Below are 25,866 nucleotides of genomic sequence, written 5' to 3'. Positions count from 1 at the left end.
ACTCCAGCAGAAGCGCTTGACGAGCTGCTGTCACGAATGAAAACACTTGGTGTTGCGACCACCGCTTGAGCCCGCCGCCCCGGCCTTCCCTGCGCAATGGTGTTACGGCTGCTTCGCACTCTCCCCGGGGACCGGCGTTCTTGCCCCCGTTTGCGGCAACGCGCCAATGGCACGCCGCGCAGGCATCAGCGTCGGGATGCCAGGACCATGCGACTTGACCGTCCGTGCCGGCGCCGCTCGTCAGTCGGCGCCTGCCCGTCCATCACATCCCACCCCAACGCTCCTGACGATGCGCAGCGCCCCTCGTCGATGAGGCGGGACAATCAGAGAGAAGCACGAATTCCGATAAAACGAAAGAACAAAATTTGCGCAAGCGGGCGCGATTGCGCCGATGTCGTTGAGACGGCGAATGAACTTCGTGTTTCGGCGCAGGGGGAATGCGGCATGTCGCGGCGCTCCCGGCGAGCCCATGTCCGGCCCGACGGGCGACTCGGTCGAACGCCTCAGGGAGAGACCGCCGCGCGCGCCGGCCGGCGCTGCCGCAGCAACAACAGGATGACCACCGCCGCGCACGAGCAGGCCAGGCTCAGCGCCAGCGGCGCTTTGCTGCCGTAGCGGGTCAAGAGCTCGACGAGGATGGGCGCCGACACCGCCGACAGCAGGTTGAGCGGCAGTCCGATTTGGGCGGACGCCTTGGCGAACGCCGCCTTGTCGTAGAACACCAGCGGCATCGTGGCTCGCGCCACGGCGAGCGCGCCGCTGCCGAGCCCGTAGATCAGGATGAAGCCGCCGATCGCGGCGTGCGAGCCGTCGCTCAGCATCAGCAGCAGCATCGCCACCGGCAGCGCCAGTCCGGCGACGATCGCGGTGCTGATGCCGTCCCAGCGGCCGCCGCCGAGAAAATCGATGGCGCGGGCGCTGATCTGGATCACGCCCAGCATCGAGCCGAAACCGACCGCCTCGGCCGCCGACAGGCCTTTGGCCTTCAGGAGCTCGATCAGCACGGCCCCCATCCCGAACGCGACGAAGGCGTTGAGGCCGGAGGCGCCGACCAGCAGATAGAACGTGCCGCGCGACGGCGTCGATGCGGGAGCCGACGCCGGCGGATCCGACGACGGCGGCAGATGATCATGGACGCGCCGCGGCAGCAGGAACACGAACAGCGGCAGCGAGACCAGCAGCAGCAGGCCGGCATAGACGAGACAGGTGCTGCGCCAGCCGATATGCGCGGAGAGGGCCGAGGTGACCGGCCAGAAGATGCTGCTCGACAGGCCCGTGACCAGCATCAGCGCGCCGATGGCGCTGCGCGCGCGCAGGCCCGCGATCTCGTTGAGCACGATGTAGGAGGCGGTCGAGAGGGTGGCGCTGCCGGCCACGCCGAGCAGCAGCCAGGCGGCATAATAAGAGAGCGGCCCCTGCGCCGCAGACAGCAGCGCGTAGCCCGGCGCCGCCAGCAGAGTGCCCGCGATCATCACCCGCCGCCCGCCATGCTTGACGAACGGTCGCGCCAGCAGCGGCGAGCACAGCCCCATCGACATGTACAGCACCGTCGTGCTGGCGAAGATCGCCGTCAGCTCCATCTCCAGATCCGCCGCCATGGCCCGGCCGATCACCGCCGGCAGGCTGAGCGTGCCCCAGGCGATCAGCTGGGTGATGGCGAGCACGATCAGGACGCGCAGGAGGGAGGGGTCGGCGATGACGGAGGGCATTTCGGACGGGGGCACTGCACGGAGGTGACGCGCGGCGCGCGTTGCAATCCTAATTCTAGAGCATTCGCGCCGAATCAGCCCCGCTGTTTCGGAATTGCGGCCCCGCCACCGGCGGGGTGCTCGTGCCAGTGCCGGCAACTGCACGCACGGCCGCCGGCGTGCCAGTGCCGGCAACTGCACGCACGGCCGCCGGCCCGAGCAGGAACAGCATGAGCAGCGCCGCACGGGAGCAGCCGATCGTCAGCCCCCATGGGTCTCAAGGCGAAGCAAGAGCATCGCCTAACGCGCCGCAGAGCGGCGCTCCTCACCATGAGGGCCGCGAAAAAGACCCTCATCCCGAGAGGCCGCCTTAGGCGGCCATCGCGAAGGATGGCCGCGAAACGAGCGCTCGCCACAGCTTGTCGCCTCATATGCGATAGCCCCACCCTATCGGCGGAGCTCAAGCTTCGCGCGTCTGAAGGAGGTGTGATCGGAACCAGTCACGCGCAGCCGAGGATGATCGTTCGAAGTGCTCGACATAGGGCGCGAAATGCCCGCAAGGCAAACTGACAAACTGTTTTGGCTCGCCGGCGCGCGCGAACGCCTCCCGCGACGCCTCGATCGGCATCAGCATGTCGCCCTCGGCCGCGATCAACATCAGGGGCCGCGGCGCGATGCGATGCAAGAAGGCGACCGGCTCGAAGCTGAAGGTGAGCTCCAGGCTGCGCACGGTAACCTCGTTGCGCCACAGCGGCGAGATCTTCGCCGCCTCCATGCACCAGTCGTAGGCGTCCAATGTCCCCAGGATGCACGGCGTCGTCGCCGGATCCTGCGCCACAACCTGCATGGTCATCGGCGGCTCGCCCGCGGCACGGGCCAATCGCTCGCCTACGAACAGCTGCGACAGCTGCGCCTTCGTCTCCGCCGGAATGTGGCTCCAGATCGCGCCGCCGCTGAGGAACGAGACCTGCACTGCCACGCAGCGGATGCGCTGATCGATCGCCGCCGCCTGGATGGCGACACCGCCGCCATAACTGGAGCCCCAAGCGCCGATCCTTCTGGGATCGACGCGCGGCAGGGTCATTGCGAAGGTGATGGCATCGCGGTAGTCGGCCAGCTGCTGCATCGGGTCGATCTCCTGCCGGACGCGCCCTTCGCTCTCGCCAAAATTGCGGGGATCATAGACCAGCGCGCCGAGACCGGCTGCGCTGAACGCGGCGGCATATTTGTCGAGATAGCTTTCCTTGAGCCCGCTGAAGCCGTGATGAAGCACGACGATGGGCGCTGTCGGCGCGTCCCCCTGCGGCGGCACGTGCCAGCCGCGCAGCACCGTACCATCGTCGGCCTTGAAGGCCACCTTCTCGAACCCAGCCCGCAGATCCGAACCGACCATTGCAACCTCCCTTTGCTCTCGTCTCTCCGCCTTGTCTGCACGGCGGTCACAGCCTAGGCTCTAGTCCAAGCGCGGCACCGACGTCCCGGACGGCAGCGAAAGCGAACCCGGACGACGGCGAAACGCGGGCGTACGCAGCCGCCGCAAGCGAGGGCCTCCGGGCGGCCAAGGGAAAGCGTTGCAGATGCCGAACGTGCAAGGGTTTGCCTCGCTGACCGCGCCCACGACGTCCCTCGACCCACTGCTCGGCTGGACCATTCACGAGGCCATCTCGCTCCGTCAGCAGTTGAGGCAGCTAGGCGATGCTCTCGTGATCGAAGCGCAGGTCGCACAGGGCTGCGCCGGGATGCGCCGCGCTTCCGATGCCGGTCTGGTGGTCGTGATGACCGTGATCGAAGGCCGGGAGCGCGGCGAGGACTCAACGGGCACGGTGCTGTTCGAAGCGGGCGACGTGATCGTCTGGAACACGCGCGAGACGCTCGCCTTCGCCACGCTCAGTCCGCTGCGCAAGATGATGATCGCCTGCCCTGAAGCCGTGATCCGGAATTTTCACCCCGACCTGATCGGACGCGGCCCCCTGCATCTGCCCGGCCGGCACGGCTTCGGCGCCGCCGTGTCCGGTTACTTCGAGGGCTTCGCCGGCACGCTGGCCGAGATGGACGACCGCGAGGCCCATGCCGCCGTCGATACCGGGCTCGAGATCGTCGCCAGGGCTGTGCGCCTCGTGCGCCGCGACGCTGCACCGCGCCGCTCATCCGCGCGGTTCGCGCGCATCATGAGCTACATCGACGCACAGCTGCACGACCCCGATCTCGACAGCGCCGAGATCGCCGCCCACTTCGGACTATCCGTCCGCTCCGTACAATTGTTGTTCGCCGAGCACGGCACCACGCCCTCGGAATGCATCCGCCAGCGCCGCCTCAACCGCTGCCGCCGCGACCTCCAAGCCGCGCGCCGAGCCGAGAGCATCACCGACATTGCCCTGCGCTGGGGCTTCAACGACCCCTCGCATTTTAGCCGCCTCTTCCGCCGTCGATATGGCGTGCCCCCGCGCACGCTCGTGCGGAAGAGGCCGGAGGGCTGACGGCCCGCAGCGATTTCATCTTCTCGCAACTGAACGGAATGGCTGGGATGGGTGACTGGCGGAGAGAGTGGGATTCGAACCCACGGTACGGTTTCCCGCACACACGCTTTCCAAGCGTGCGCCTTAAGCCACTCGGCCATCTCTCCGGCGGCCCTCTCTTGGCGGGGTCGGCGGCGTTTTGCAAGCCGGGCGGGGGCTCCGGCGGCAAATTTCCCCCAAATCGCTGATAAAAATCATCAATCCGCCCTGGTTGCGGGCTCGGTCGGGGGCCGCTGCCGCGCGCCGGCCGATCGATGAACCGGCTGGCCGGCCGGCACGACCACTGATTTGCAGCCCGTCGGTCCGGCTGCGCATGAGGGACCTCGCGATGCCGTCATCCACCCCTGCCCGTCTCGCCGTGCTGCTGGCGGCAGCATTCAGCCTGACTGCCGCCGGCCCGGCGCGCGCCGATCAATGCACCAAGCAGGGCGTCGACGTGACCTGCGACGACGGCCGCAAGGGGATCTGGCAGGGCGATGCGATCCTGTGGCCGGACGGGACCAAGTCCAGCCTGAAGCCGCACCCGTCCGTCATCGTCGGCAACAAGGCATCGGTGGTGGTGGGACCCGGCGTGTTCGTCGGACAGGGCAACGGGATGGTGCCGATGGACAATCCGAGTTCGCCAAACAAGCTGCGCTGCGCCGTGCTCGACGGCGTCTCCTACTGCCATTGAGCCTCGCCGCCGCGCGGCGGCGAGGTGTAACGCCCGGTTCAGTGATAGCGCGCGCCGGGCGACAGCATGCGGCCGGCCAGAAAACCCGCCGGCGCTGCAGGCAGAGGCTCGATCTCGACCTCGGCCGAGTCACCGTCCTGCAGGGTCTCGACGAAGTCGGCAAACCATTGCTGGATCGAATGGCGGCGCAGCTTCGTCATCATGATCTCATAGCGCATGCGGCGCTCGTTGAGCGGCATCGACAGCGCCATCGCGATCGTCCGCGCCATGCCGTCGATGTCATGCGGATTGACGATCAGCGCCGCGTCGAGCTCGTTGGCGGCGCCGGCGAATTTCGACAACACCAGCACGCCGGGATCGACCGGGCTCTGCGCGGCGACATACTCCTTCGCCACCAGGTTCATGCCGTCGTGCAGCGGCGTGACGACGCCGACCTGGGCGCTGCGATAGAGGCCGGCCAGCACGCCCTGACCATAGCCCTTGTTGAGGTAGCGGATCGGCGTCCAGTCGACCTCGCCATGGCGGCCATTGACCTCGCTGACGAGGCGCGCGACCTCGCTCTGCAGATTGCCATAGGCCTCGATCGATTCGCGCGACGGCGTTGCGATCTGCAGCAGCGACGCGGCGCGCAGCAGGCTCGGGTGCATCGTCCACATCCGGTCGAACGCGTTGATGCGGTTGACGAGGCCCTTGGAGTAGTCGAGCCGGTCGACGCCGATGGCGAGCTTCTCGCCATTCAGGCTGCGGCGCAGCCGCGACACGTCCGGATGCGCCACCGCCTTCGCCGCCTGCTGCGCAAACTTGTCGGCATCGATGCCGATCGGGAACACCGCCAGACGTGTGCGGCCGTGCAGCGACCTGACCACGCCGTCACGCACCTGCAAGCCGAGATCGGCGCGGATGCAGGCGGTGAAGTTCTCGCGATCGTCCTCGGTCTGGAAGCCGATTAGATCATAGGCGAGCATCGCGGTGACGAGATCGCGGTGATTCGGCACGCTGTCGATGACGCTGCGGGCGGGCCACGGCGTGTGCAGGAAGAAACCGATCGGGCTCTTGACACCGAGCGTGCGCAACTCCGCGCCGAGCGACAGGAAGTGATAGTCCTGGATCCAGAACAAGGTGTCCTGCTTCTGGAACCGGAGCAGCGCGCGCGCCACGAAGGCGTTGACCTCGCGATAGGACCGATAATCATCATGCGAGACGCTGATCAGATCGCTGCGTGAATGCAGCGCCGGCCACAGCGCCGAATTGGCGAAGCCTTCGTAGTAGCCGGCATAGTGCGCAGCCGGCAGATCCAGCAGCGCGAGCGCGCCTTCACCGATCTGCTCGATCTCCGCGATCGGTTCCGTCTGCGCGCCGTCGCGCACACGTCCCGAAGATCCCACCCAAACTGCCCCCGATTTCTCCACGATGGGCAGCAATGCTGCCGCAAGTCCGCCGGTCATTGGCTCGTTGGCTTTGCCACGTGCCACCCGATTCGAAACCACGACGAGGTTCACAGCTCCCTCCTGTTGGTCATGTCGGTTAACAGCTGTTCATCAATATGGTTCCAGGCCACCCTTTCAACCAAATGAAACCAAATTCGGGCATTCGCGCGGTGTAATCACAGCGTCAATCAAGTCAGAACGTTTCTAATCAAGAGCGACGCATGCAACATGCGAATGCATGGCGGATGGAACTAATAACGCGGCGATACCGAGCCACTGCGCGGACCGCTAGGTCGATGAATTAGTTCCGCCGTCGGCGAGGCGCGCCAGGAACGCGCGCACGTCGTCCGGAGCGTCGAAATGTCCGTCGACACCGAGCGCCCGACGGCCGACCGAGAACGACAGGCCGGCGAAATCGGGCATGATCGCGAACACCGTCTCGTCGGTGACGTCGTCGCCGATGAAGAACGGCTTGCGTCCCTTGAAGGGCGCGTGCCGCATCAGCTCGCGCACGCCGCTCGCCTTGGTGAAGCCGGCATGCTTGATCTCGCACACACATTTTCCGGGCAGCACCTCGATCGGCGCCTCCGGCAACTCGGCGCGGATGCGCGACACCTCCTCGTAGATCGCCTTCTCCGCCTGCGGCGCGAGGCGATAGTGCAGCGCCAGCGAGTACCCCTTGTCCTCGAGCAGAATGCCGGGGCTGAGCTTGGCGATCGCAGCGAGCCTGCGCTTCAGCTCCTTGTCCAGCGGCGGCGCCTTGATCGCATCCGCCTCACCGCCGCCGCCGAGCCGCATCTCCGCGCCATGACCGCCGACGGCGGGGTAGACCTCCGGCGCGAAGATGAGATCGATGTCGTTGAGCGAGCGGCCCGAGACCAGCGCCAGCGCGCCGGAGGTTCGTTGCAGCAACGCGTTCAGTGCCTCGGCAAGGCCCGGCGGGACCCACACCTCGCGCGGTGTCGGCGCAAGATCGAGCAGGGTGCCGTCGATATCGAGCAGGATCGCCACCTCGCGAAGATGCGGCACGAGACTCACCGGCGTCGGAACGATCTCGGCGGGCTCCGCCGCAGGAGAACCGATCAGATCGGAGTTGTCGGACATCATCATCTACTCCATGACAGCGAGCGGGCGCGCCACCTGCTCGAGCGATTTGCGCTCGGCCGCGATGGCATAGCGCCAGGCGACGAGCGCCGCCATCAGCATCAGCGCGGCACCGAACAGATAGCCGCCGAACACCGCGCCGCGCGCCCCGCTGTCGAGCAGCGCGCCGAACAGCGCGGGTCCCGCCACGCCGCCGATCCCGGTGCCGATGGCGTAGAACAGCGCGATCGCGAGCGCGCGCACTTCCAGCGGAAAATTCTCCGACACGGTGAGATAGGCGGCGCTCGCCGCCGGTGACGCGAAGAAGAAGATCACCATCCAGGCCGCGGTCTGTGTCGCGGCGCTCAGCACTCCGATCGAGAACAGATAGCCGGTGAGCGCGAGCAGCACGCCGGAGACGCCATAGGTGAAGGTGATCATGGCGCGGCGGCCGAGCGTGTCGAACAGACGGCCGAGCAGCAGCGGCCCGAGCACGTTGCCGGCCGCGAAGGGCAGGATGTACCAGCCGACATGATCGGACTTAATGCCGTAGAAGTCGGTCAGCACCAGCGCGAAGGTGAAGAAGATCGCGTTGTAGAAGAACGCCTGGGCGATCATCAGCGTCAGCCCGACCAGCGAGCGCTGACGATAGACCGAGAACAGCGTATGCGCGACCTCTCGTAGCGGCGTGTGGCTACGCATCCGCAGCCGCATCCTCGGCAATTCCTTTGCGTGCGCCTCGCGGTCGTGGCCGGTGACGTCGCGTTCGATCTCCGCCACGATCCGATGCGCCTCTTCGGGATGGCCGTGAATCATCAGCCAGCGCGGACTTTCCGGAATCCACATCCGCATGACCAGCACGACCAGGCCGAGACAGGCGCCGATGCCGTAGGCCAGCCGCCAGCCGACATCCGGGCCGGCGACATCAGGATCAAGCAGCACGATGGCGCCGACGGCGCCGAGCGCGGCCCCCAGCCAGAAGCTGCCGTTGATCATGAGATCGGTCCAGCCGCGATAGCGCGCCGGCACCAGCTCCTGGATCGTCGAATTGATCGCGGTATACTCACCGCCGATGCCGGCGCCGGTCAGGAAGCGAAACAGCGCGTAGGTCGCGACATTCCACGACAAGGCGGTGGCGGCCGTCGCGGACAGATAGAGCGCGAGCGTGATGAAGAACAGCTTCCGGCGGCCGATGCGGTCGGTCAGCCAGCCGAAGCCGAGCGCGCCGAGCACGGCGCCGGCGAGATAGGCGCTGTTGGCAAGCCCGATCTCGAGATTGGAGAAATGCAGCGCCGGGCTCTGCTTGAGTGCGCCCGACAAGGCGCCGGCGAGCGTCACCTCGAGCCCATCGAGCACCCAGGTGATGCCGAGCGCCAGCACGACGCGGGTGTGAAAGGCGCTCCAGCGGAGGTCGTCGAGCCGGGCGGGGATGTTGGTTTCGATGATTCGATCCTGGCCAGCCGTGTCGCCCGGCGGCGCGCTGGATTGCGGCGCTGACGTGATGACGCGGAGGTGCGGAAAGGATGCCTGTCGGGGTGCCATGGAATCCCAATGCGACGGCGCGGGTCGCACCGCATGCTCGACCGAGAGGATGAAGCAAATGCGGCAATGAAACCCTGCCGCTGCGACCCAACGTCTCGCCGCGCGCTGGGTTCCCGGAAGTGGGGCGGGGTTCGGCGCTCGACCCGCCCCGGGGGGGCGCAGCGTTTCCTGGGTGAGGCCCAGGCGCGCCTCATTTCAGCTGTCGTCCCGGGCAAGCGGGCGGAGCGAGCGCGATCCGGGATCCATACCGCGTGGTGCAAGATTGGGGCACGCGATCGATACCGCCCGCGACACATCTGCCGCGGCGTATGGATCCCGGCGTTCGCCGGGATGACAGCGGAGGGGTTGGCCGCGGGCTCGCCAACGCATCTGCGAGCGGCGTGAAGACCAGCCTGTCGCCGCAAAACTCACGCCGCGCGGATGTTCGCCATGAAGCGGTTGAGCTCCGCGCGCAGGCGGGCGCTTTCCGAGGACAGCGACTGGGCCGAGCGCAGCACCTCCTCCGAGGCCTCGCCGGTCTGGGTCGCGCCGCGATTGACCTGGGTGATATCGGCTGCCGCGGCCTGCGTGCCTGCCGCGACGCTCTGCACGTTCCTGGCGATCTCCTGGGTCGCGCCGCCCTGCTGCTCGACCGCGGTCGCGATCGACGAGGCGATGGTCGAGATCTGGCGGATGGTGCCGCCGATCTGCTTGATCGCCGTCACCGACTCCTGGGTCGCCGCCTGCATGCCGGAGATGTGGTTGGAGATGTCGTCGGTCGCCTTGGCGGTCTGCTCGGCCAACGACTTGACCTCGGAAGCCACCACCGCAAACCCGCGGCCGGCATCGCCGGCGCGGGCGGCCTCGATGGTCGCGTTCAGCGCCAGCAGGTTGGTCTGCTCGGCGATCGCGGTGATCAGCTTGACGACGTCGCCGATCTCCTGCGCCGCGCGCGACAGCTTGCCGATGCGCCCGTCGGTCTCCTCGGCCTGGGCCACGGCTGACTCCGCGATGCGGCTGGACTCGCGGACCTGGCGGCCGATCTCGTTGACCGAGGCCGACAGCTCGTCGGTCGCGCTCGCCACCGAGTGGATGCGGCCCGTGGCCTGGTCGGAGGTGCCGCTCACGCGGCTCGCCAGCGACTGCGTGGTCTCGGCGGTGCGCGTCAGGGTCGAAGCCGCCTGCTCGAGGTGCTCGGCCGAGCTCGAGACGTTGGACACGATCGAGCCGACGGCGGTCTCGAACTCGTCGGCGAAGCGGATGAGCTCGGCCCGGCGCGCGGCGCCCGCAGCCTTGTTCTGGGCGTCCTGCGTCGCGGCGTCGCGCTCGGCCTTGGCCACCGCCTGGACCTTGAACTCCTCGACGGCGGCCGCCATCTCGCCGATCTCATCGGCGCGCCCGAGGCCGGGCAGCCGGACGTCGAAATTGCCCGAGGCGAGCTCGCGCATCGCCTTGCACATCGTGATCATCGGCCTGGAAATGCCGTTGCCGAGCATCAGCGCCAGCACGGCGCCGAGCGTCAGCCCGCCGATCGCCAGCATCGCGATCAGCCGCTCGATGTCCGCGATGGTGGTGTTGGCGGCGGCCTCGATGCGCTGCTGGTCGGAGGCGACCTCGGATTTCAGCCCGTTCGACAGCGCGATGATCTCGGTCCCGACGACGCCCATCTCCTGTTCGAGCTTGCCGAGCGCTTTCATGTTCTCCGACAGCTTGATGAAGGCGGCGCGGTACTGCTTGATCAGGTCGCCGAGCTCGGCGACGCGCTGGGTGATCTTCTCGTCATTGGCATAGATCGTCACCAGCGAGGTTTCCAGGAAGCGCGTGCGCGCGATGGCGCCGTCGGCCGTCTTGGCATCGGGCTTGGCGATGTAGGTCCCGACCAGCGCGGACACGGTCAGGTACTGGCCGGTGAGGTCCTTGGCCGTCGTCTGCACGGACGGCAGGCCGGCGAGCGCGGCGGTGTCCGCCAGATCATCGAACTTGAAGCGGATCTTGTTGCCGATGATGCCGATCTGGTCGGTCGCCAGCTTCGCGTTCTCGCGGGTCAGGGCAACGATGCTCGAGAATGTCTTGGCGAAGGCCTGAAACTGCGCCTGCAGCTTGCCGACCTGGGCCCGCCGCTCGGCACCGGTCGCAGCCATCGATTTGTCGATCGCGGCCTGGAGCGCCTGCTGGGCAGCGGTGGCCGCCGCCTCGTCGTCGGCTTTGCCGGTCAGGGCATAGTATCGGGCGAGAGCCTGGTACGAGACCAGCTCGCGATCGATGGTGCGGGTGGTGTCGGCTTCCGCAACGCTGCTGCGATAGGCCGCCACCGCTGCGGCGACCCGCTCGAACCCCAGATAGGAGAAGCCGATGCTGACGGCGGAGATGGCCAGCACCACGGCAAAGCCCAGGAAGATCTTGCCGCGAAATCGCAGGGTCAGAAAATTGGCACGCCGCGACTGCGGCGCAAGCTGCGCAGACATTCCCACCCCCGACACGCCATTCTTTATATTGGCCAGAAACCAACTGCCCGGCAGCAACGCACCAGAGCGTGATCAAAACTACGTCACAATGGCTAAGGGGCGGTAAATGGGCGGCATCGGCCTGCGGCCTGCGCTCACCCGCGCCGGTGCCGCCTCGCATGGCGTGCCACATGCGACCGAATCGCCGGGGCCGCGCGCAAGACGTCGCAATGACATCAGAGACGAAAATTCGAGTTGCAAAGTCCTGAGGGCGCTGTTTCTAATCAGAATAAGAAAAATTCATCGGGAGGTTACTCGTGTCGACAGTCAAACTGACGGTGAACGGCAAGGCGGTCTCGGTCGAGGCCGAGGATCGCACCCTGCTCGTTCACCTCCTGCGGGATCATCTGAACCTCACCGGCACCCATGTCGGCTGTGACACCAGCCAATGCGGCGCCTGCGTCGTCCATATCGACGGCCGTGCCGTGAAATCCTGCACCGTGCTGGCCGGCCAGGCCGCGGGCGCCAACGTCACCACCATCGAAGGCATCGCCAAGGGTGACGAGCTGCACCCGATGCAGGCGGCCTTCCGCGACAATCACGGCCTGCAATGCGGTTATTGCACGCCGGGGATGATCATGTCGGCCATCGACATTGTGCACCGCCACGGAGGCGAGCTCGACGAGAGCACGGTGCGCGAGGAGCTGGAAGGCAACATCTGCCGCTGCACCGGCTATCACAACATCGTCAAGGCCGTGCTCGACGCTGCCGGACGGATGAAGGTCGCGCAAGCTGCCGAATGAGGCCGGCGAGAGCCGCCGTTTACCGCAATACCGAGACCACGACCGCTGCGCGCGATGGCCGCGGCGGGACAATAGAACTCCGGTAGGGGAGAGATTCGCATGGGTATGGAAGGCATTGGCGCCAGCGTCGTCCGCAAGGAGGACAAGCGTTTCATCACCGGCAAGGGCCGTTACGTCGACGACGTCAAGCTGTTGGGCATGACCTTTGCCCATTTCATCCGCAGCCCGCACGCGCACGCCAAGGTCAAGAGCATCGACTCCTCGGCCGCCGAGGCAATGCCCGGCGTGGTCGCGGTGCTCACGGGCAGGCAGATCGTCGACGACAAGGTCGGCAACCTGATCTGCGGCTGGGCCATCACCTCGAAGGACGGCTCGCCGATGAGGATGGGCGCATGGCCGGCGATGGCGCCGGAGACCGTGCGATTCGTCGGCCAGGCCGTGGCGGTCGTGATCGCCGAGAGCAAGAACCTCGCCCGCGACGCCGCCGAGGCCGTCGTGGTCGAATATGAGGAGCTGCCGGCGGTCGCCGACATGCCCTCCGCGCTGAAGCCCGGCGCGCCGCAGCTTCACCCGGAGGCCCCCGGCAACGTCGTCTATGACTGGCATATTGGCGACGAGGGGGCGGTCAACGCCGCCTTCGCCAAGGCCGCCAACGTCGTCACCCTGGAATTGACCAACAACCGGCTGGCGCCGAACGCGATGGAGCCGCGCGCGGCGATCGCCGAGTACGATGCGGCCGAGGAGCATTTCACGCTCTATACGACGTCGCAGAACCCGCACGTCGCTCGCCTGGTGCTGTCGGCGTTCTACAACATCGCACCAGAACACAAGCTGCGCGTCATCGCGCCCGACGTCGGCGGCGGCTTCGGCTCCAAGATCTTCATCTATCCCGAGGAGATGGTGGCGCTGTGGGCCTCCAAGAAGGTCGGCCGTCCGGTGAAGTGGACCGGCGATCGCACCGAGGCGTTCCTGACCGACGCGCACGGCCGCGACCACATCTCCAAGGCCGAGATGGCGCTCGATGCCGACAACAAGATCCTGGGGCTGCGGGTCAAGACCCACGCCAATTTCGGCGCCTACATGTCGCTGTTCTCGTCCTCGGTGCCGACCTATCTGTACGCGACCCTGCTGTCGGGCCAGTACAACATCCCGGCGATCTATGCCGAGGTGATGGGCGTCTACACCAACACCACGCCGGTCGACGCCTATCGTGGCGCCGGACGCCCTGAGGCGAGCTACCTGCTGGAGCGGCTGATGGAGACCGCAGCGCGTCAGCTCAAGGTCGATCCGGCCGAGCTGCGGCGCAAGAACTTCATCACCCAGTTCCCGCACCAGACCCCCGTGATCATGGCCTACGACACCGGCGACTTCAACGCCTCGCTCGACGCGGCGCTGAAGGCGATCGACTACGCCGGCTTCCCGGCGCGCAAGGCGGCCGCCAAGGCGCAGGGCAAGCTGCGCGGCCTCGGCTTCTCCTGCTACATCGAGGCCTGCGGCATCGCGCCGTCGAAGGCAGTCGGCAGCCTTGGCGCCGGCGTCGGTCTGTGGGAATCGGCCGAGATCCGCGTCAACCCGGTCGGCACCATCGAGGTGCTCACCGGATCACACAGCCACGGCCAGGGCCACGAGACCACCTTCTGCCAGCTGATCGCCGAGCGCCTGGGCGTGCCGATCAGCCAAGTCTCGATCGTTCATGGCGACACCGACAAGGTGCAGTTCGGCATGGGCACCTACGGCTCGCGCTCGGCCGCAGTCGGCCTCACCGCGATCCTCAAGGCGATGGAGAAGGTCGAGGCCAAGGCCAAGAAGATCGCAGCGCATGCGCTGGAGGCCTCGGAAGGCGACATCGTCATCGAGAACGGCGAGTTCAAGGTGACCGGCACCGACAAGTCGATCGCGCTGCCGATGGTCGCGCTCGCTGCCTACACCGCGCACAACCTGCCGGACGGCATGGAGCCCGGATTGAAGGAGACTGCGTTCTACGATCCGACCAACTTCACCTTCCCGGCCGGCACCTATATCTGCGAGCTCGAGGTCGACGAGGCCACCGGCAAGACGTCGTTCGTCAACTTCGTCGCGGCGGACGATTTCGGCCGGCTGATCAACCCGATGATCGTCGAGGGCCAGGTCCATGGCGGTCTGGTCCAGGGCATCGGCCAGGCGCTGCTCGAGCACGCGATCTATGACAGCAACGGCCAGCCGGTGACGGCATCGTTCATGGACTACGCGATGCCGCGTGCCGACGACGTGCCGTCCTTCAAGCTGAGCCACACCACGACCCTGTGCCCGGGTAATCCGCTCGGCGTGAAGGGCTGCGGCGAGGCCGGCGCGATCGGCGCATCCGCCGCCGTGATCAACGCGATCACGGATGCGATCGGCAACAACAAGCTGGAAATGCCGGCGACGCCGGACCGCGTCTGGCACGCGATCCACGGCAACGCCTGATCGAACGGAGGAGCAACCATGTATCAGACGACTTATCATCGTGCCTCCTCGGTCGACGAGGCGGCGGCGCTGTTCGCCAAGGGCAGCGAAGCCAAGTTCCTTGCCGGCGGTCACACCTTGATCCCGGTGATGAAGCAGCGCCTTGCTGCTCCGTCCGATGTCATCGACATCGGCAAGATCAAGGACCTGATCGGGGTGCAGTTGTCGGGCGACACGCTCGTCATCAAGGCCGCGACGACCTACTACGACATCATGACCAATGCCGATGTGAAGAAGGCGATCCCCGCGATCGCCCATCTCACCTCGGTGCTCGGCGATCCCGCGGTGCGCGCCCGCGGCACGATTGGCGGCTCGATCGCGAACAACGATCCGGCGGCGGATTTCCCGGCGGCGCTGATCTCGCTCGGCGCCACCGTGAAGACGAACAAGCGGTCGATCTCGGCGGATGATTTCTTCAAGGGCCTGTTCACGACGGCGCTGGAGGACGGCGAGATCATCACCGAGGTGTCGTTCCCGGTGCCGGAAAAGGCCGGCTACGCCAAGATGCGCCACCCGGCGTCGCGTTTCGCGCTCACTGGCGTGTTCGTCACAAAGACGAAGGGCGGCGACGTCCGCGTTGCGGCCACCGGCGCTTCGCAGAGCGGCGTGATGCGGGTGCCGGCGATCGAGGCGGCGCTGAAGTCGAACTGGTCGGCCTCGGCGATCGACGGGGTCACGGTGTCGGCGTCAGGCCTCTTGAGCGACATCCACGGCTCCGCCGATTACCGTGCCAATCTGGTGAAGGTGATGGCGCAGCGCGCGGTGCAAGCCGCGGGCTAAGTCCGCGGCGCGGATCATTCCGCGCAACGGCAGATCAAATTCCACACGGCGCGCAGCGATGCGCGCCGTTTTGCTTTGCGACATACGGCGCGCTTGCGTTGGCCTGATGCACGCGGGACAATCAAAGGATCAGGAAACGCATCGCGCGCGTGATGATGTTTGATTGATGCGGACAGCAGCCAAGCACACCCACCCTCCCCTAGAGGCGGAGGGTGAAGGTCACGGCGACCATCTTTGTCCGATCGACCTCATCACGCGCCGAAGCACCGCAGGGACAAGACAAACGTGCTCGACAAGACCGCACCACAGACCGAGACCCGCGCCACCGGACCGCTCGCGGGCTTCCGCATCGTCGAGTTCGCCGGCATTGGACCGGGTCCGTTCGCCTGTATGCTGCTGGCCGACATGGGCGCGGAGGTGGTGACGCTCGATCGCGTCGGTGCGCGCAAGACCATGAAGTCGGTCGCCGGCCGCGGCCGCAAGGTGATCGAGCTCGATCTCAAGGACAAGGGGGTCATCCCCCAGGTGCTCGATCTGCTCGCCGGTGCCGACGCGCTGATCGAGGGTTTCCGGCCCGGCGTGATGGAGCGGCTCGGCCTCGGCCCCGAGGTCGTGCTCGCGCGTAATCCGAGGCTCGTCTACGGCCGCATGACCGGCTGGGGCCAGGACGGACCGCTGGCGCATGCGGCCGGTCACGACATCAACTACATCTCGATTACCGGCGCGCTGGCCGCGATCGGACCCAGGGAGCGGCCGGTGCCGCCGCTCAACCTGGTCGGGGATTTCGGCGGCGGCGCGCTCTATCTGGTCGTCGGTGTGCTTGCCGCACTGCTCGAAGCCTCGAAGTCCGGTAAGGGGCAGGTGGTGGATACCGCGATGTGCGACGGCGCGGCCTCGCTGCTCGCGATGTTCTTCGACCTCACCGCGATGGGCCGCTGGACCGAGGGGCGCGAGCGCAACTTCCTCGACGGCGGCGCGCACTTCTACGGCGTCTACGAATGCGCCTGTGGCAACTTCATCTCCATCGGCTCGATCGAGCCACAGTTCTACGCGCTGCTGCGGCAGCATGCCGACCTCTCCGATCCCGCCTTCGACGCGCAGATGGACCCGCGCGCCTGGCCGGCGCTGAAGGAGAAGCTGGTCGCGGTGTTCAAGAGCAAGACGCGCGAGGAATGGTGCGCGATCATGGAGGGCACCGACATCTGCTTCGCGCCGGTGCTGACGATGTCGGAGGCGCCGAAGCATGCGCACATGGCCGCGCGTGGCGTGTTCGTCGAGCGGCACGGCGTGACGCAGCCCGCGCCGGCGCCAAGGTTCTCGCGGACGCCGTCGAATATCCGCGAGCCGGAGGTGACGGAGATCGGCGCTGTGGTAAGCGCTTGGCAGGCAGGGCGGTAAAGCTCGATCGCTGCAGCAGCGCCGATCGAGCGCTGCTCGACTGTTCCGATGTCAACGAGTTGGCTACGCCGTCGCCTCAATCTCAGTGTCGTCCCCGCGAACGCGGGGACCCATAACCACCGGCCGTCCTGAGACGACGATTATCTGTCGCCGTGCCTCATCGACGCACCCTGCGGTATGGGTCCCGAGTCGGTGCCCAACGCCGCTTACGCGCCGTCGGGCTTGCCCGGAACGACAGTTGAGAGTTTGGCGGCAAACTGCCTCCAATCACGCCGTCATTGCCAGCGAAGCCAAGCATTCCAGGGACAGACGGAAGTCTGGATTGCTCGTCGCTCCGCTTCCCGCAATGACGGCCTGCTTCCTTCGCCTACTCCGCCGCCTCCACCTTCAGCACGCCGCGGCGGATCTGGTCTTCCTCGATCGACTCGAACAGCGCCTTGAAGTTGCCTTCGCCAAAGCCGTCGTCGCCCTTGCGCTGGATGAACTCGAAGAAGATCGGCCCGACCGCATTGGCCGAGAAGATCTGCAGCAACACCTTGGTGTGACCACCGGCGACGACTCCTTCGCCATCGATCAGGATGCCGTTTCTCTGCAGCCGGGCGAGGTCCTCGCCATGTTTGGGCAGGCGAGACTCGATGCGCTCGAAATAGGTGTCGGGCGGCGACGGCATGAACGGCAGGCCTGATGCGCGCAGGCCCTCGACGGTGGCGTAGATGTCGCGGGCGCCGCAAGCAATGTGCTGGATGCCTTCACCGCGATAGATCTTGAGATACTCCTCGATCTGCCCGGAATCGCCGGCATCCTCGTTGATCGGAATCCGAATCTTGCCGTCGGGGCTGGTCAGCGCGCGCGAGAACAGGCCAGAGGCGCGGCCCTCGATGTCGAAGAAGCGGATCTGGCGGAAGTTGAACAGTTTTTCGTAGAAGCCGGCCCAGACGTCCATGCGGCCGCGATGTACATTGTGGGTCAGATGATCGATGTAGTACAGGCCGGAGCCTGCGGGGCGCGGGTCGCGCGCGCCGGTCCACTCGAATTCGAGATCATAGGCCGAGCCCTTGGCGCCGTAGCGATCGACCAGATACAGCAGGCTGCCGCCGATGCCCTTGAGCGCGGGCACGTCGAGCGTCTTCTGAGCCGGCGGCAGATCGGCCGGCTCAGCACCGAGCGCGATCGCCCGCGCATAGGCCTTCTTCGCATCGACGACGCGGAACGCCATCGACGGCGCACACGGCCCGTGCGCGGCGACGAAGTCGTGGCCGTGGCTGCCGGGCTCCTCGTTGACGAGATAGTTGATGTCGCCCTGGCGATACAGCGTGATCGCCTTGGTCTTGTGGCGCGCGACCGCGGCGAAGCCCATCAGCTTGAACAGCGCGTGCAGCTCGCTTGCTTCGGGGTGCGCATATTCGACGAACTCGAAGCCGTCCGTGCCCATCGGGTTGTCGGCGGAGATGGTGGCAGGAGGCGCATCGTGCGGAAATGGACCCATCGGGGGAAGCTCCTTCAGCTTGATGGACCGATCATCTCCCGAATTCCGCGCACAGGGCATGCAAACCATTGTCATTTTCGCCTGGATATGCACGATCCATGCACGACCAGAGGAAATGGCGCATGATTTCGGTCGACAGCTTCGATCTCCGTATCCTGGCCGCGCTGCAGGACGACGGCCGGCTCACAAACCAGGAGCTGGCCGACATCGCCGGCCTGTCGGCCTCGCAGTGCTCGCGGCGCCGGATGCGGCTGGAGCAGGACGGCGTGATCGCGGGGTATCGCGCGCAGCTCGCCAGCCAGGCGCTCGGCTTCGAGCTGATTGCCTTCATCCAGATCACCCTGGCGACGCATTCGCCCGACAACGCGCAGAAGTTTCGCACGCTGGTCAACCGCGTCGACGACATCCAGGAGGCCTACGCGCTGACCGGCGATTCCGACTATCTGCTCAAGGTGGTGCTGCGCGATCTCAAGAGCTTGTCCGACATCGTCAACAACGTGCTGATGCCGCACCAGAGCGTGGCGCATGTCCGCTCCTCGATCGTGCTCGACCGCCTCAAGGAGAGCGCGAAGCTGCCGCTGGCTTCGCTATCGACCGACTGAGCGTCTGCGGCGCAAATCGAGGGAAATGCGTCCTTCAACATCGCCAGCGCTTTTGCGACAGTGACCGTGTCCCCTGATCTGCGAGACGACCATGGCCCTGCAGCTTCGGCCCAATTGCGAATATTGCGACAAGGACCTGCCGCCCTCGGCAACAGATGCGCGCATCTGCTCCTACGAATGCACGTTCTGCGCCGACTGCGTCGAGACCAAGCTGTTCAATGTCTGCCCGAACTGCGGCGGCGGCTTTGCGCCCAGGCCGATCCGGCCCAGCCGCGAGTGGCGGTCGGGAGCTTGCGTGACGAAGCAACGGCCGTCCGACACGCGCGTGCATCTGAAATATGCGGCGGAGGACGTTGCGGCATTCGTGGCTGGTGTGAAGGACGTTATGCCAGAGGACCGCTAGATCTTCGTCATAGCGAGCGCAGCGAAGCAATCCAGGGCTGCGGACACGACTCTGGATTGCTTCGCTACGCTCGCAGTGACGCCTACTCCGCCGCCACGATCGTGCCTTCGACCTCGCCGAAGCCGACGCGATAGCCCTGCCCCTGGCACCAGCCGTGCATGATGAGGGAGTCACCGTCCTCCAAGAACGAGCGCTTCACGCCACCGGCGAGCTCGACCGGCTCGGTGCCGTTCCAACTGATCTCCAGCAGGCTGCCGCGCTGGTGCTTTTCCGGACCGGAGATGGTGCCGCTCCCCAGGAGATCGCCGACACTCATGGCACAGCCGGACGAGGCATGGTGCATCAGCTGCTGCACGCTCGACCAGTACATGTACTTGAAATTGGTCTGCGCGATGGTCTGCGCGGCGTTGCTGCCGGAGGCGCGCAAGGCCACGTCGAGGGAGAGATCGTAGTTCTGCGCCTCCTTCTGCTGCAGGTAGGGCAGCGGCGTTGGATCCTGCGTTGGCCCCGACACGCGGAACGGCTCCAGCGCCTCCCGCGTCACCACCCACGGGCTGATCGACGTCGCAAACGCCTTGGCCTGGAACGGGCCGAGGGGCACATATTCCCATTGCTGGATGTCGCGCGCGCTCCAGTCGTTGAGCAGCACGAAGCCGAAGATCATCGCCCCCGCCTGCGCCTCGGTCAGCATCTCGCCGAGCGGCGAGGACTGGCCGATGACGACGCCCATCTCCAGCTCGAAATCGAGCCGCTTGCATGGACCGAAGCTCGGCACGTCGGCGCCCGGCGGCTTCAGCTGTCCGCGCGGCCGACGCACTCGGGTGCCCGACACGACCACGGTCGACGCGCGGCCGTTATAGCCGATCGGCATGTGCAGCCAGTTCGGCTGCAGCGCATTGTCCTTGCCGCGGAACATGACGCCGACATTGGTGGCGTGCTCCTTCGACGAATAGAAATCCGTGTAGCCGGCGACATGGAACGGCAGATGCAGCGTAACGTCGGAGCGCGGCAGCAGCGCCCGGCTACGCAACGGCTTGTCGTCGCGCAGCCGCGGATTGTCCTGGCGCAAGAGGGCGCTGATCGCAGCCCGCGTCTTCGACCACACGGCGGGGCCGAGCGCCATGAAGGCATTCAGCGAGGATTGCGCGAACACCTCATAGGCCGGCGCCAGATCGAGCAGGCCTTCGTCCTCGAGCACCGCGAGGTCGAGGACGACGTCGCCGATCGCCACGCCGACGCGCGGCTTCGGCGAGTCGGCGGCGGAGAACACGCCGTAGGGCAGGTTCTGGATCGGGAAGTCGGAAGACGGATCGACCGGGATGAAGGAGCGGAGCGAGGGATCGTTGGGGTGGGGCACAGTTGTCTTCCTGAGTTCGGACCATGTCTCCGCTCGTCATTCCGGGGCGCGCGCAGCGCGAGCCCGGAATCCATAGCAACGGGCAGATGTGTGGGGCACAGTGGTTGTGGCCGAGCTTTGCATCCCCACGGCCGATCGTGGTTATGGATTCCGGGCTCGCCGCTGCGCGGCGCCCCGGAATGACGGCGGAGGTCGTGGCTACGGCCGGTTCGGATCGAAGCGCTTTTCGAGCCCGTTCCAGCAATCGGCATAGTCCGGCTGCAAGGTGCCGGACTCCGCCGCATGCTTCGTGATGCGCTGGGGAAAGCGAGTTTCGAACATGAAGGCCATGGTGCCTGTGAGCTTGACCGGCTTCAACTCGCCATTGCTGGCGTGATCGAACGCCTCGCGATCCGGCCCGTGCGGCAGCATGCAGTTGTGCAGGCTCATGCCACCCGGCACAAAGCCCTGCGGCTTGGCGTCGTAGACGCCGTAGATCAGCCCCATGAACTCCGACATGATGTTCATGTGATACCACGGCGGACGGAAGGTGTTGTCGGCCACCATCCAGCGCTCGGGGAAGATCACGAAGTCGATGTTGGCGGTGCCGGCCGTCTCCGACGGCGAGGTCAGCACGGTGAAGATGGACGGATCGGGATGGTCGAAGCCGATGGCGCCGACCGGCGAGAAGGTGCGCAGGTCGTATTTGTAGGGCGCGTAGTTGCCGTGCCAGGCGACGACGTCGATCGGAGAATGTTCGAGCTCGGTCTTGAACAGCGCGCCGCCCCACTTGACGTAGAGCTCGGTCGGGGTGTCCTTGTCCTCGTAGGAGGCGACCGGCGTCAGGAAGTCGCGGGCATTGGCGAGGCAGTTGGCGCCGATCGGTCCGCGCTCCGGCAGCGTGAAGGCGCCGCCATAGTTCTCGCAGAGATAGCCGCGCGCCGGCCCCGCCGGGATCTCGACCCGGAACTTGACGCCGCGCGGGATCACGACGATCTCGCCGGGCTCCGCATCGATGCGGCCGAACTCGGTGACGAGCTTGAGGCGCCCCTGCTGCAGGACGAACATCAGCTCGCCGTCGGCATTGTAGAAATGCTGGTCGACCATCGACTTGGTGATGACGTAGACATGCGCGGCCATGCCGGCCTGCGTCGCGGCGTCGCCGGCCGTCGTCATGGTCTGCACGCCCTGCAGGAACGTCACATCGCCCGATGGCAACGGTGTCGGATCCCAGCGCAGTTGCTGCACCGTGATCTCCTGCTCGTGGCAGGGCGCGGTGCGCCACAGCCCGGCATCGACCTTGGCGAAGCGGCCGGAATGCTTCACCGACGGACGGATGCGATACAGCCAGGAGCGCTCGTTGGACCCGCGCGGCGCGGTGAACGGCGAACCCGAGAGTTGCTCGGCATAGAGCCCGTAGGCGCAGCGCTGCGGCGAGTTGCGCCCGATCGGCAGCGCGCCGGGCAGCGCCTCGGTCTCGAACGAATTGCCGAAGCCGGACATGTAGCCCGGCGTCACCTGCCCGGTGGCGCGGTTGAGCTGGTCAGGCGATGTGTTGACGTTCATCATCCTTCTCCTTGCAGGCGGGCCCACATCTCGCGGTCGCGCTCGGCGGTCCAGATCACGGGATCGTCGATGCCGCTGGCCTCGTCATAGGCGCGCGACACGTTGAACGGCAGGCAGTGCTCGTAGATGGCGAAGCTCGAGAATTTCGGATCCATCACCTCGCGCGTCGCCGCCATCGACTCCTTCAGGCTGCGTCCCTTCGCGACCGACATCTCGGCCGCGCCATACAGCGACGTGACGAAGTCGCGCGTCATGGCGATCGCCTCGCGCACGGTGGCCTCGCCCTTCAGCGCATCGCCGCGACCGGGCGCGATCGCCTTGGGATTGAAGTCGCGGATCTCGTTCAAGGTCGACGGCCATTCGCGCAAATAGGCATCGCCGCAATAACAGGCCGAGTGATATTCGATGAGATCGCCGGAGAACATCACCTCGGCGTCCGGCACCCAGGCGACGATGTCGCCGGAGGTGTGGCCCGCGCCGAGTTGGATCAGCTGCACCTCGCGCTTGCCGAGATGGATCGTCATCTCGCCCTCGAAGGTCAGGGTCGGCCAGGTCAGGCCGGGAATGCTCTCGGCGTCCTGGAACAGGCGCGGGAAACGGCCGTATTCGGAGTCCCAATCCTGCTGGCCGCGCTCGACGATCAGCCGGTGCGTCTCCTGCGAGGCGACGATGCCCTGCGCATGATAGGCCGAGGCGCCGAGCACGCGCACGGCGTGGTAGTGCGACAGCACGACATATTTGATCGGCTTGTCGGTGACGGTCTTGACCCGCTCGATCACCTTGTTGGCCATCGCCGGCGTCGCCTGCGCGTCGAACACGATGCAGCCGTCGTCGCCGACGATCACCGCAGAGTTCGGATCGCCCTCCGCCGTGAAAGCATAGAGATCCGGGCCGATCTCCGAGAAGGTGACCTTCTTCTCGGCGAGATCCGTGGTCGATGCGAAACCCTTCGCCATCACTTCATTCCTTGTGTGCGCAGCAGCCTATTGCTGCTGCTGTTGTTGCTGTTGGCCGGCATCCGCCATGCTGCGTTTCGCCAGCGCGATCGCCTCGCCCAGCACACCGATGTCACCGATGTGATTGGCGAGGATCAGGACCAATGCCGCATCGAGATCGGCGCTTTCGAGGTCCGAGAGGCCCCGATGCGCTTCGACAATGGCGCGGAAGGCATCGTCGGGCTTGGCGAAATTGGAGGCGGTCGAGAGCGTCATCGTTGCGGCTTCCTCAGTTCAGGCCGGAGGCGCGGGCGACCGCCGCCGCGATCGCGGCGCGGCGCGGGTGGCGGAAGCGCGCCGCGACATAGCCATCCGGACGCAGCAGATAGGAGGTGCCGGGTTCGGCACCGTAACGCCTGCCCGCGAAGCCCTCGCTATCGGCAAGTCCATTCGGACCGCCGATGCTGACGACACCGACATCGTCGGGTACATCGATCGCCTCACCATTGGCAAAAGACAGCAGGGTGAAGCGCCGGCCCTGAGCATTGAATGCATCGGTAAGGTGAAGGTGCCGTCCGTCTGCCGTCTCGAGGGGCGCATCCGGCATCGATGTTCCCGGACGAGGGCCACTGTGCCAGGCCTCGTCGTCTTCGGTCGACAACGGCGTCTGGTAGACCGAGGGAACCGACAGCCGGCCGCCATTGACCATGCGCTTGCCGAATTCGGTGTCCCTGGCGAGCGCGAGCACCACCTTGCGCAGCCGCGCTTCCTGGTGCGAATTCGGCGCCATGAAATCCGTCGCCCGCGTGGATTCGCGAATGTTTTCGTCGGCGGCCGCGCTTCGCTCCAGATGGTAGGTTTCGAGCAGCGTCGCGGGCGAGGTTCCGCGCAGCACGCGATCGAGCTTCCAGGCCAGATTCTCGGCATCCTCGAGCCCCGAATTGGCACCGCGCGCGCCGAACGGCGAGACCTGATGGGCGGAATCGCCAGCGAAGACGACGCGACCATGAATGAAGCGCTCCATGCGCCGGCACTGGAATTTGTAGAGCGAGATCCATTCGAATTCGAACTGATCATGGCCGAGCATGCGCGCGATCCGGGGCCGCACATTCTCCGGCTGCTTCTCGACGTTGGGATCGGCATAGCGGCTGAGCTGCAGGTCGATGCGCCAGACATTGTCCGGCTGCCGGTGCAACAGCGCCGAGCGCCCGGCATGGAACGGCGGATCGAACCAGAACCAGCGCTCGGTGGGGAATTCGGCCGTCATCCTGACGTCGGCGATCAGGAACTGATCCTCGAACACCTTGCCGGAAAAACCCGCGCCGACCATCTGGCGCAGCGACGAGCGCGCGCCGTCGCAGGCGATCACATATTGCGCCGACAGCCGATAGGGGCCGTCCGGCGTCTCGATCGTCAGCACGACATGATCGTTGCGCTGTTCGAGCGCGGTGACCTTGTTGCGCCAGCGCAGCGAGATCGCCGGCAGCGCGTTGACGCGATCGACCAGATAGGCCTCGGCGTAGAACTGCTGCAGGTTGATGAAGGCCGGCCGCTTGTGCCCGGGCTCCGGCAGCAGGTTGAACTGATAGAGCTCGGACGGACCGTGAAAGATGCGGCCGACGTTCCACACCACGCCCTTGTCGACCATCCGGTCGCCAACGCCGAGGCGATCCCAATATTCCAGCGAGCGCTTGGAGAAGCAGATCGCGCGCGAGCCCTCGCCGATCCGGTCGGCATCATCGAGCACCACGACCGCATGGCCGCGCTGCGCAAGATCGATGGCAAACGACAGCCCGACGGGACCCGCACCCACGACGACGACCGGATGCGCGGCCGGCGTGGCCTGATCCTGGTCTTCGTGCCGATGATAGCCGAACTGAACCTTCGCCTGGCTCGCGCCCTGCCCCGGATTGGCCTGCACCATGGCTTGCTCGCCTTGTGGTTTTCTTGGACTTTCGAAGCGACGACTTTCGAAGCGACCGACATTTCCTCGGGCGAGGCATCTGGCCGTCTTGCCAGATAGTCTCACCTGCAACTATTCTAAAGCCGACGGCTTCGGCCGCGTCAACTCAAAAATCGGAGCGCGATCTTGGCGAAGCCATCTACCGCGGCGTCCAGGCGGCAGGCGAAGCCGGTCGAGGATGACCGAAATGCCGCAGTGCCGCAGGACGACGAGCGGCTCGACCTGTTCAAGTTCGCGCCATTCCGGCTCAACCGTCTGGCCGCCGAGGTCAGCGCGGCGCTCGCCGTCGAATATCGGGAGCGCTACGGGCTCGACATTCCGGAATGGCGCGTGCTGGCGACGCTCGGCTTCCGCCGCGAGGCCTGCAGCGCGCAATATGTCGCAGCGTGCACCCGCACGCACAAATCGACCATCAGCCGGGCCGTGACGTCGTTGCTGGAGCGGCGGCTGATCGAGCGCGTCGAGAACGCCGAGGATCGCCGCGAGTTCCGTCTGCGCCTGACACGTAAGGGCAAGACGCTGTACGAGGAGCTGATCCCGCGTTTGCAGCAGCGCGAGCGCGAAATCATGGCATGCCTGTCCGCCGACGAGCGCAAGACGTTCGACCGCCTGATCGGCAAGATCGAGGCAAGCCTCGATCTGATCCAGACCAGCGAGGAGGCCGATGCGAAGCAGGCCTATTGAGCCGAGCTTCGTCGGGTGGGTAAAGCGCCGAAGGCGACCGGTGCCCACCATCCTTCGTCAAATGACAGCGATGG

21 protein-coding genes and 1 tRNA gene are annotated in these 25,866 nt (G+C 66.2%); 9 read left to right on the top strand and 13 right to left on the bottom strand.

The features are described from left to right. Window positions 1-503 precede the first annotated feature (503 nt). Entirely contained in the window at window positions 504-1,709 is a 1,206-nt protein-coding gene (locus ACQR03_RS32380; RefSeq protein ID WP_434842303.1) for an MFS transporter, read from the bottom strand. Window positions 1,710-2,148: 439 nt separating this feature from the next. Continuing rightward, on the bottom strand, window positions 2,149-3,081 hold the full coding sequence (locus ACQR03_RS32375) for an alpha/beta hydrolase (RefSeq protein ID WP_316193482.1): 933 nt from the start codon (window positions 3,079-3,081) through the stop codon (window positions 2,149-2,151). 184 nt (window positions 3,082-3,265) lie between these two features. Between ACQR03_RS32375 and ACQR03_RS32370 the strand changes: the two genes are divergently transcribed. Further along, window positions 3,266-4,165, top strand: a complete 900-nt coding sequence (locus tag ACQR03_RS32370; RefSeq protein WP_315750793.1) for a helix-turn-helix domain-containing protein — start codon at window positions 3,266-3,268, stop codon at window positions 4,163-4,165. A gap of 56 nt (window positions 4,166-4,221) precedes the next feature. Here ACQR03_RS32370 and ACQR03_RS32365 read toward each other — a convergent pair. Continuing rightward, window positions 4,222-4,311: transfer RNA gene (locus tag ACQR03_RS32365), tRNA-Ser, on the bottom strand. A gap of 221 nt (window positions 4,312-4,532) precedes the next feature. Between ACQR03_RS32365 and ACQR03_RS32360 the strand changes: the two genes are divergently transcribed. Then, complete coding sequence (locus ACQR03_RS32360) at window positions 4,533-4,877, top strand: hypothetical protein (protein WP_315717023.1); 345 nt, start codon at window positions 4,533-4,535, stop codon at window positions 4,875-4,877. Window positions 4,878-4,915: 38 nt separating this feature from the next. On the opposite strand, the gene ACQR03_RS32355 is transcribed toward ACQR03_RS32360, so the two are convergent. The 4 genes from ACQR03_RS32355 to ACQR03_RS32340 form a co-directional block, all read right to left on the bottom strand. Then, window positions 4,916-6,376: a trehalose-6-phosphate synthase gene (locus ACQR03_RS32355; protein WP_316165688.1), complete on the bottom strand. Its 1,461-nt coding sequence runs from the start codon at window positions 6,374-6,376 to the stop codon at window positions 4,916-4,918. A 216-nt stretch (window positions 6,377-6,592) separates the two neighbouring features. Continuing rightward, window positions 6,593-7,414: a trehalose-phosphatase gene (otsB, locus tag ACQR03_RS32350; protein WP_315750788.1), complete on the bottom strand. Its 822-nt coding sequence runs from the start codon at window positions 7,412-7,414 to the stop codon at window positions 6,593-6,595. After that, window positions 7,415-8,929, bottom strand: a complete 1,515-nt coding sequence (locus ACQR03_RS32345; RefSeq protein WP_434842302.1) for an MFS transporter — start codon at window positions 8,927-8,929, stop codon at window positions 7,415-7,417. It lies immediately after the preceding gene. Window positions 8,930-9,336: 407 nt separating this feature from the next. After that, window positions 9,337-11,373, bottom strand: a complete 2,037-nt coding sequence (locus tag ACQR03_RS32340; RefSeq protein ID WP_316172904.1) for a methyl-accepting chemotaxis protein — start codon at window positions 11,371-11,373, stop codon at window positions 9,337-9,339. Window positions 11,374-11,669: 296 nt separating this feature from the next. Here ACQR03_RS32340 and ACQR03_RS32335 point away from each other — a divergent pair, with 296 nt between their 5' ends. The 4 genes from ACQR03_RS32335 to ACQR03_RS32320 all read left to right on the top strand — a co-directional run bounded on the left by ACQR03_RS32335 (window position 11,670) and on the right by ACQR03_RS32320 (window position 16,817). Beyond that, the gene (locus ACQR03_RS32335; RefSeq protein WP_315717018.1) at window positions 11,670-12,155 is read left to right on the top strand and encodes a (2Fe-2S)-binding protein; all 486 of its coding nucleotides are present in this window, start codon (window positions 11,670-11,672) and stop codon (window positions 12,153-12,155) included. A 99-nt stretch (window positions 12,156-12,254) separates the two neighbouring features. Then, window positions 12,255-14,600, top strand: a complete 2,346-nt coding sequence (locus ACQR03_RS32330) for a xanthine dehydrogenase family protein molybdopterin-binding subunit (RefSeq protein ID WP_316165694.1) — start codon at window positions 12,255-12,257, stop codon at window positions 14,598-14,600. An 18-nt stretch (window positions 14,601-14,618) separates the two neighbouring features. Continuing rightward, window positions 14,619-15,419 (top strand): FAD binding domain-containing protein, encoded by an 801-nt coding sequence (locus tag ACQR03_RS32325; protein WP_315750781.1) that lies wholly within the window; start codon window positions 14,619-14,621, stop codon window positions 15,417-15,419. Between the two features lie 285 nt (window positions 15,420-15,704). Continuing rightward, window positions 15,705-16,817 carry a CaiB/BaiF CoA transferase family protein gene (locus ACQR03_RS32320; RefSeq protein WP_316172906.1) on the top strand — a complete coding sequence of 371 codons (1,113 nt, stop codon included), beginning with the start codon at window positions 15,705-15,707 and terminating at the stop codon, window positions 16,815-16,817. A 367-nt stretch (window positions 16,818-17,184) separates the two neighbouring features. On the opposite strand, the gene hppD is transcribed toward ACQR03_RS32320, so the two are convergent. Beyond that, on the bottom strand, window positions 17,185-18,303 hold the full coding sequence (gene hppD, locus ACQR03_RS32315; protein ID WP_316172908.1) for a 4-hydroxyphenylpyruvate dioxygenase: 1,119 nt from the start codon (window positions 18,301-18,303) through the stop codon (window positions 17,185-17,187). Between the two features lie 122 nt (window positions 18,304-18,425). Between hppD and ACQR03_RS32310 the strand changes: the two genes are divergently transcribed. Both ACQR03_RS32310 and ACQR03_RS32305 read left to right on the top strand, forming a co-directional pair. Next, window positions 18,426-18,905 carry an Lrp/AsnC family transcriptional regulator gene (locus ACQR03_RS32310; protein WP_316172909.1) on the top strand — a complete coding sequence of 160 codons (480 nt, stop codon included), beginning with the start codon at window positions 18,426-18,428 and terminating at the stop codon, window positions 18,903-18,905. A 91-nt stretch (window positions 18,906-18,996) separates the two neighbouring features. Next, a complete protein-coding gene (locus ACQR03_RS32305) occupies window positions 18,997-19,308 on the top strand; it encodes a DUF1272 domain-containing protein (RefSeq protein WP_315750772.1) in 312 nt (103 codons plus the stop codon). A gap of 82 nt (window positions 19,309-19,390) precedes the next feature. Here the strand turns inward: ACQR03_RS32305 and fahA are convergent, their stop codons facing one another. The 5 genes from fahA to ACQR03_RS32280 form a co-directional block, all read right to left on the bottom strand. Then, entirely contained in the window at window positions 19,391-20,665 is a 1,275-nt protein-coding gene (gene fahA / locus ACQR03_RS32300; protein ID WP_315750770.1) for a fumarylacetoacetase, read from the bottom strand. A 198-nt stretch (window positions 20,666-20,863) separates the two neighbouring features. Continuing rightward, window positions 20,864-22,210, bottom strand: coding sequence for a homogentisate 1,2-dioxygenase (gene hmgA, locus ACQR03_RS32295; RefSeq protein WP_315750768.1), 1,347 nt, complete (start codon window positions 22,208-22,210; stop codon window positions 20,864-20,866). Further along, window positions 22,210-23,166, bottom strand: a complete 957-nt coding sequence (locus tag ACQR03_RS32290; protein WP_315750766.1) for an MBL fold metallo-hydrolase — start codon at window positions 23,164-23,166, stop codon at window positions 22,210-22,212. The genes hmgA and ACQR03_RS32290 overlap by 1 nt, the downstream gene beginning before the upstream one ends. A 27-nt stretch (window positions 23,167-23,193) precedes the next feature. Continuing rightward, window positions 23,194-23,421: a DUF2783 domain-containing protein gene (locus ACQR03_RS32285; RefSeq protein WP_315750764.1), complete on the bottom strand. Its 228-nt coding sequence runs from the start codon at window positions 23,419-23,421 to the stop codon at window positions 23,194-23,196. Between the two features lie 13 nt (window positions 23,422-23,434). Beyond that, window positions 23,435-25,069 carry an FAD-dependent oxidoreductase gene (locus ACQR03_RS32280; RefSeq protein ID WP_315750762.1) on the bottom strand — a complete coding sequence of 545 codons (1,635 nt, stop codon included), beginning with the start codon at window positions 25,067-25,069 and terminating at the stop codon, window positions 23,435-23,437. A gap of 165 nt (window positions 25,070-25,234) precedes the next feature. On the opposite strand from ACQR03_RS32280, the gene ACQR03_RS32275 reads away from it, so the two are divergent. Continuing rightward, window positions 25,235-25,792 (top strand): MarR family winged helix-turn-helix transcriptional regulator, encoded by a 558-nt coding sequence (locus ACQR03_RS32275; RefSeq protein ID WP_315750760.1) that lies wholly within the window; start codon window positions 25,235-25,237, stop codon window positions 25,790-25,792. The last annotated feature ends 74 nt before the right edge of the window (window positions 25,793-25,866 follow it).

It is taken from the genome of Bradyrhizobium sp. HKCCYLS3070, assembly GCF_051167575.1.
Taxonomy (GTDB): domain Bacteria; phylum Pseudomonadota; class Alphaproteobacteria; order Rhizobiales; family Xanthobacteraceae; genus Bradyrhizobium.
This window is presented reverse-complemented; position numbering and strand designations above follow the sequence as displayed.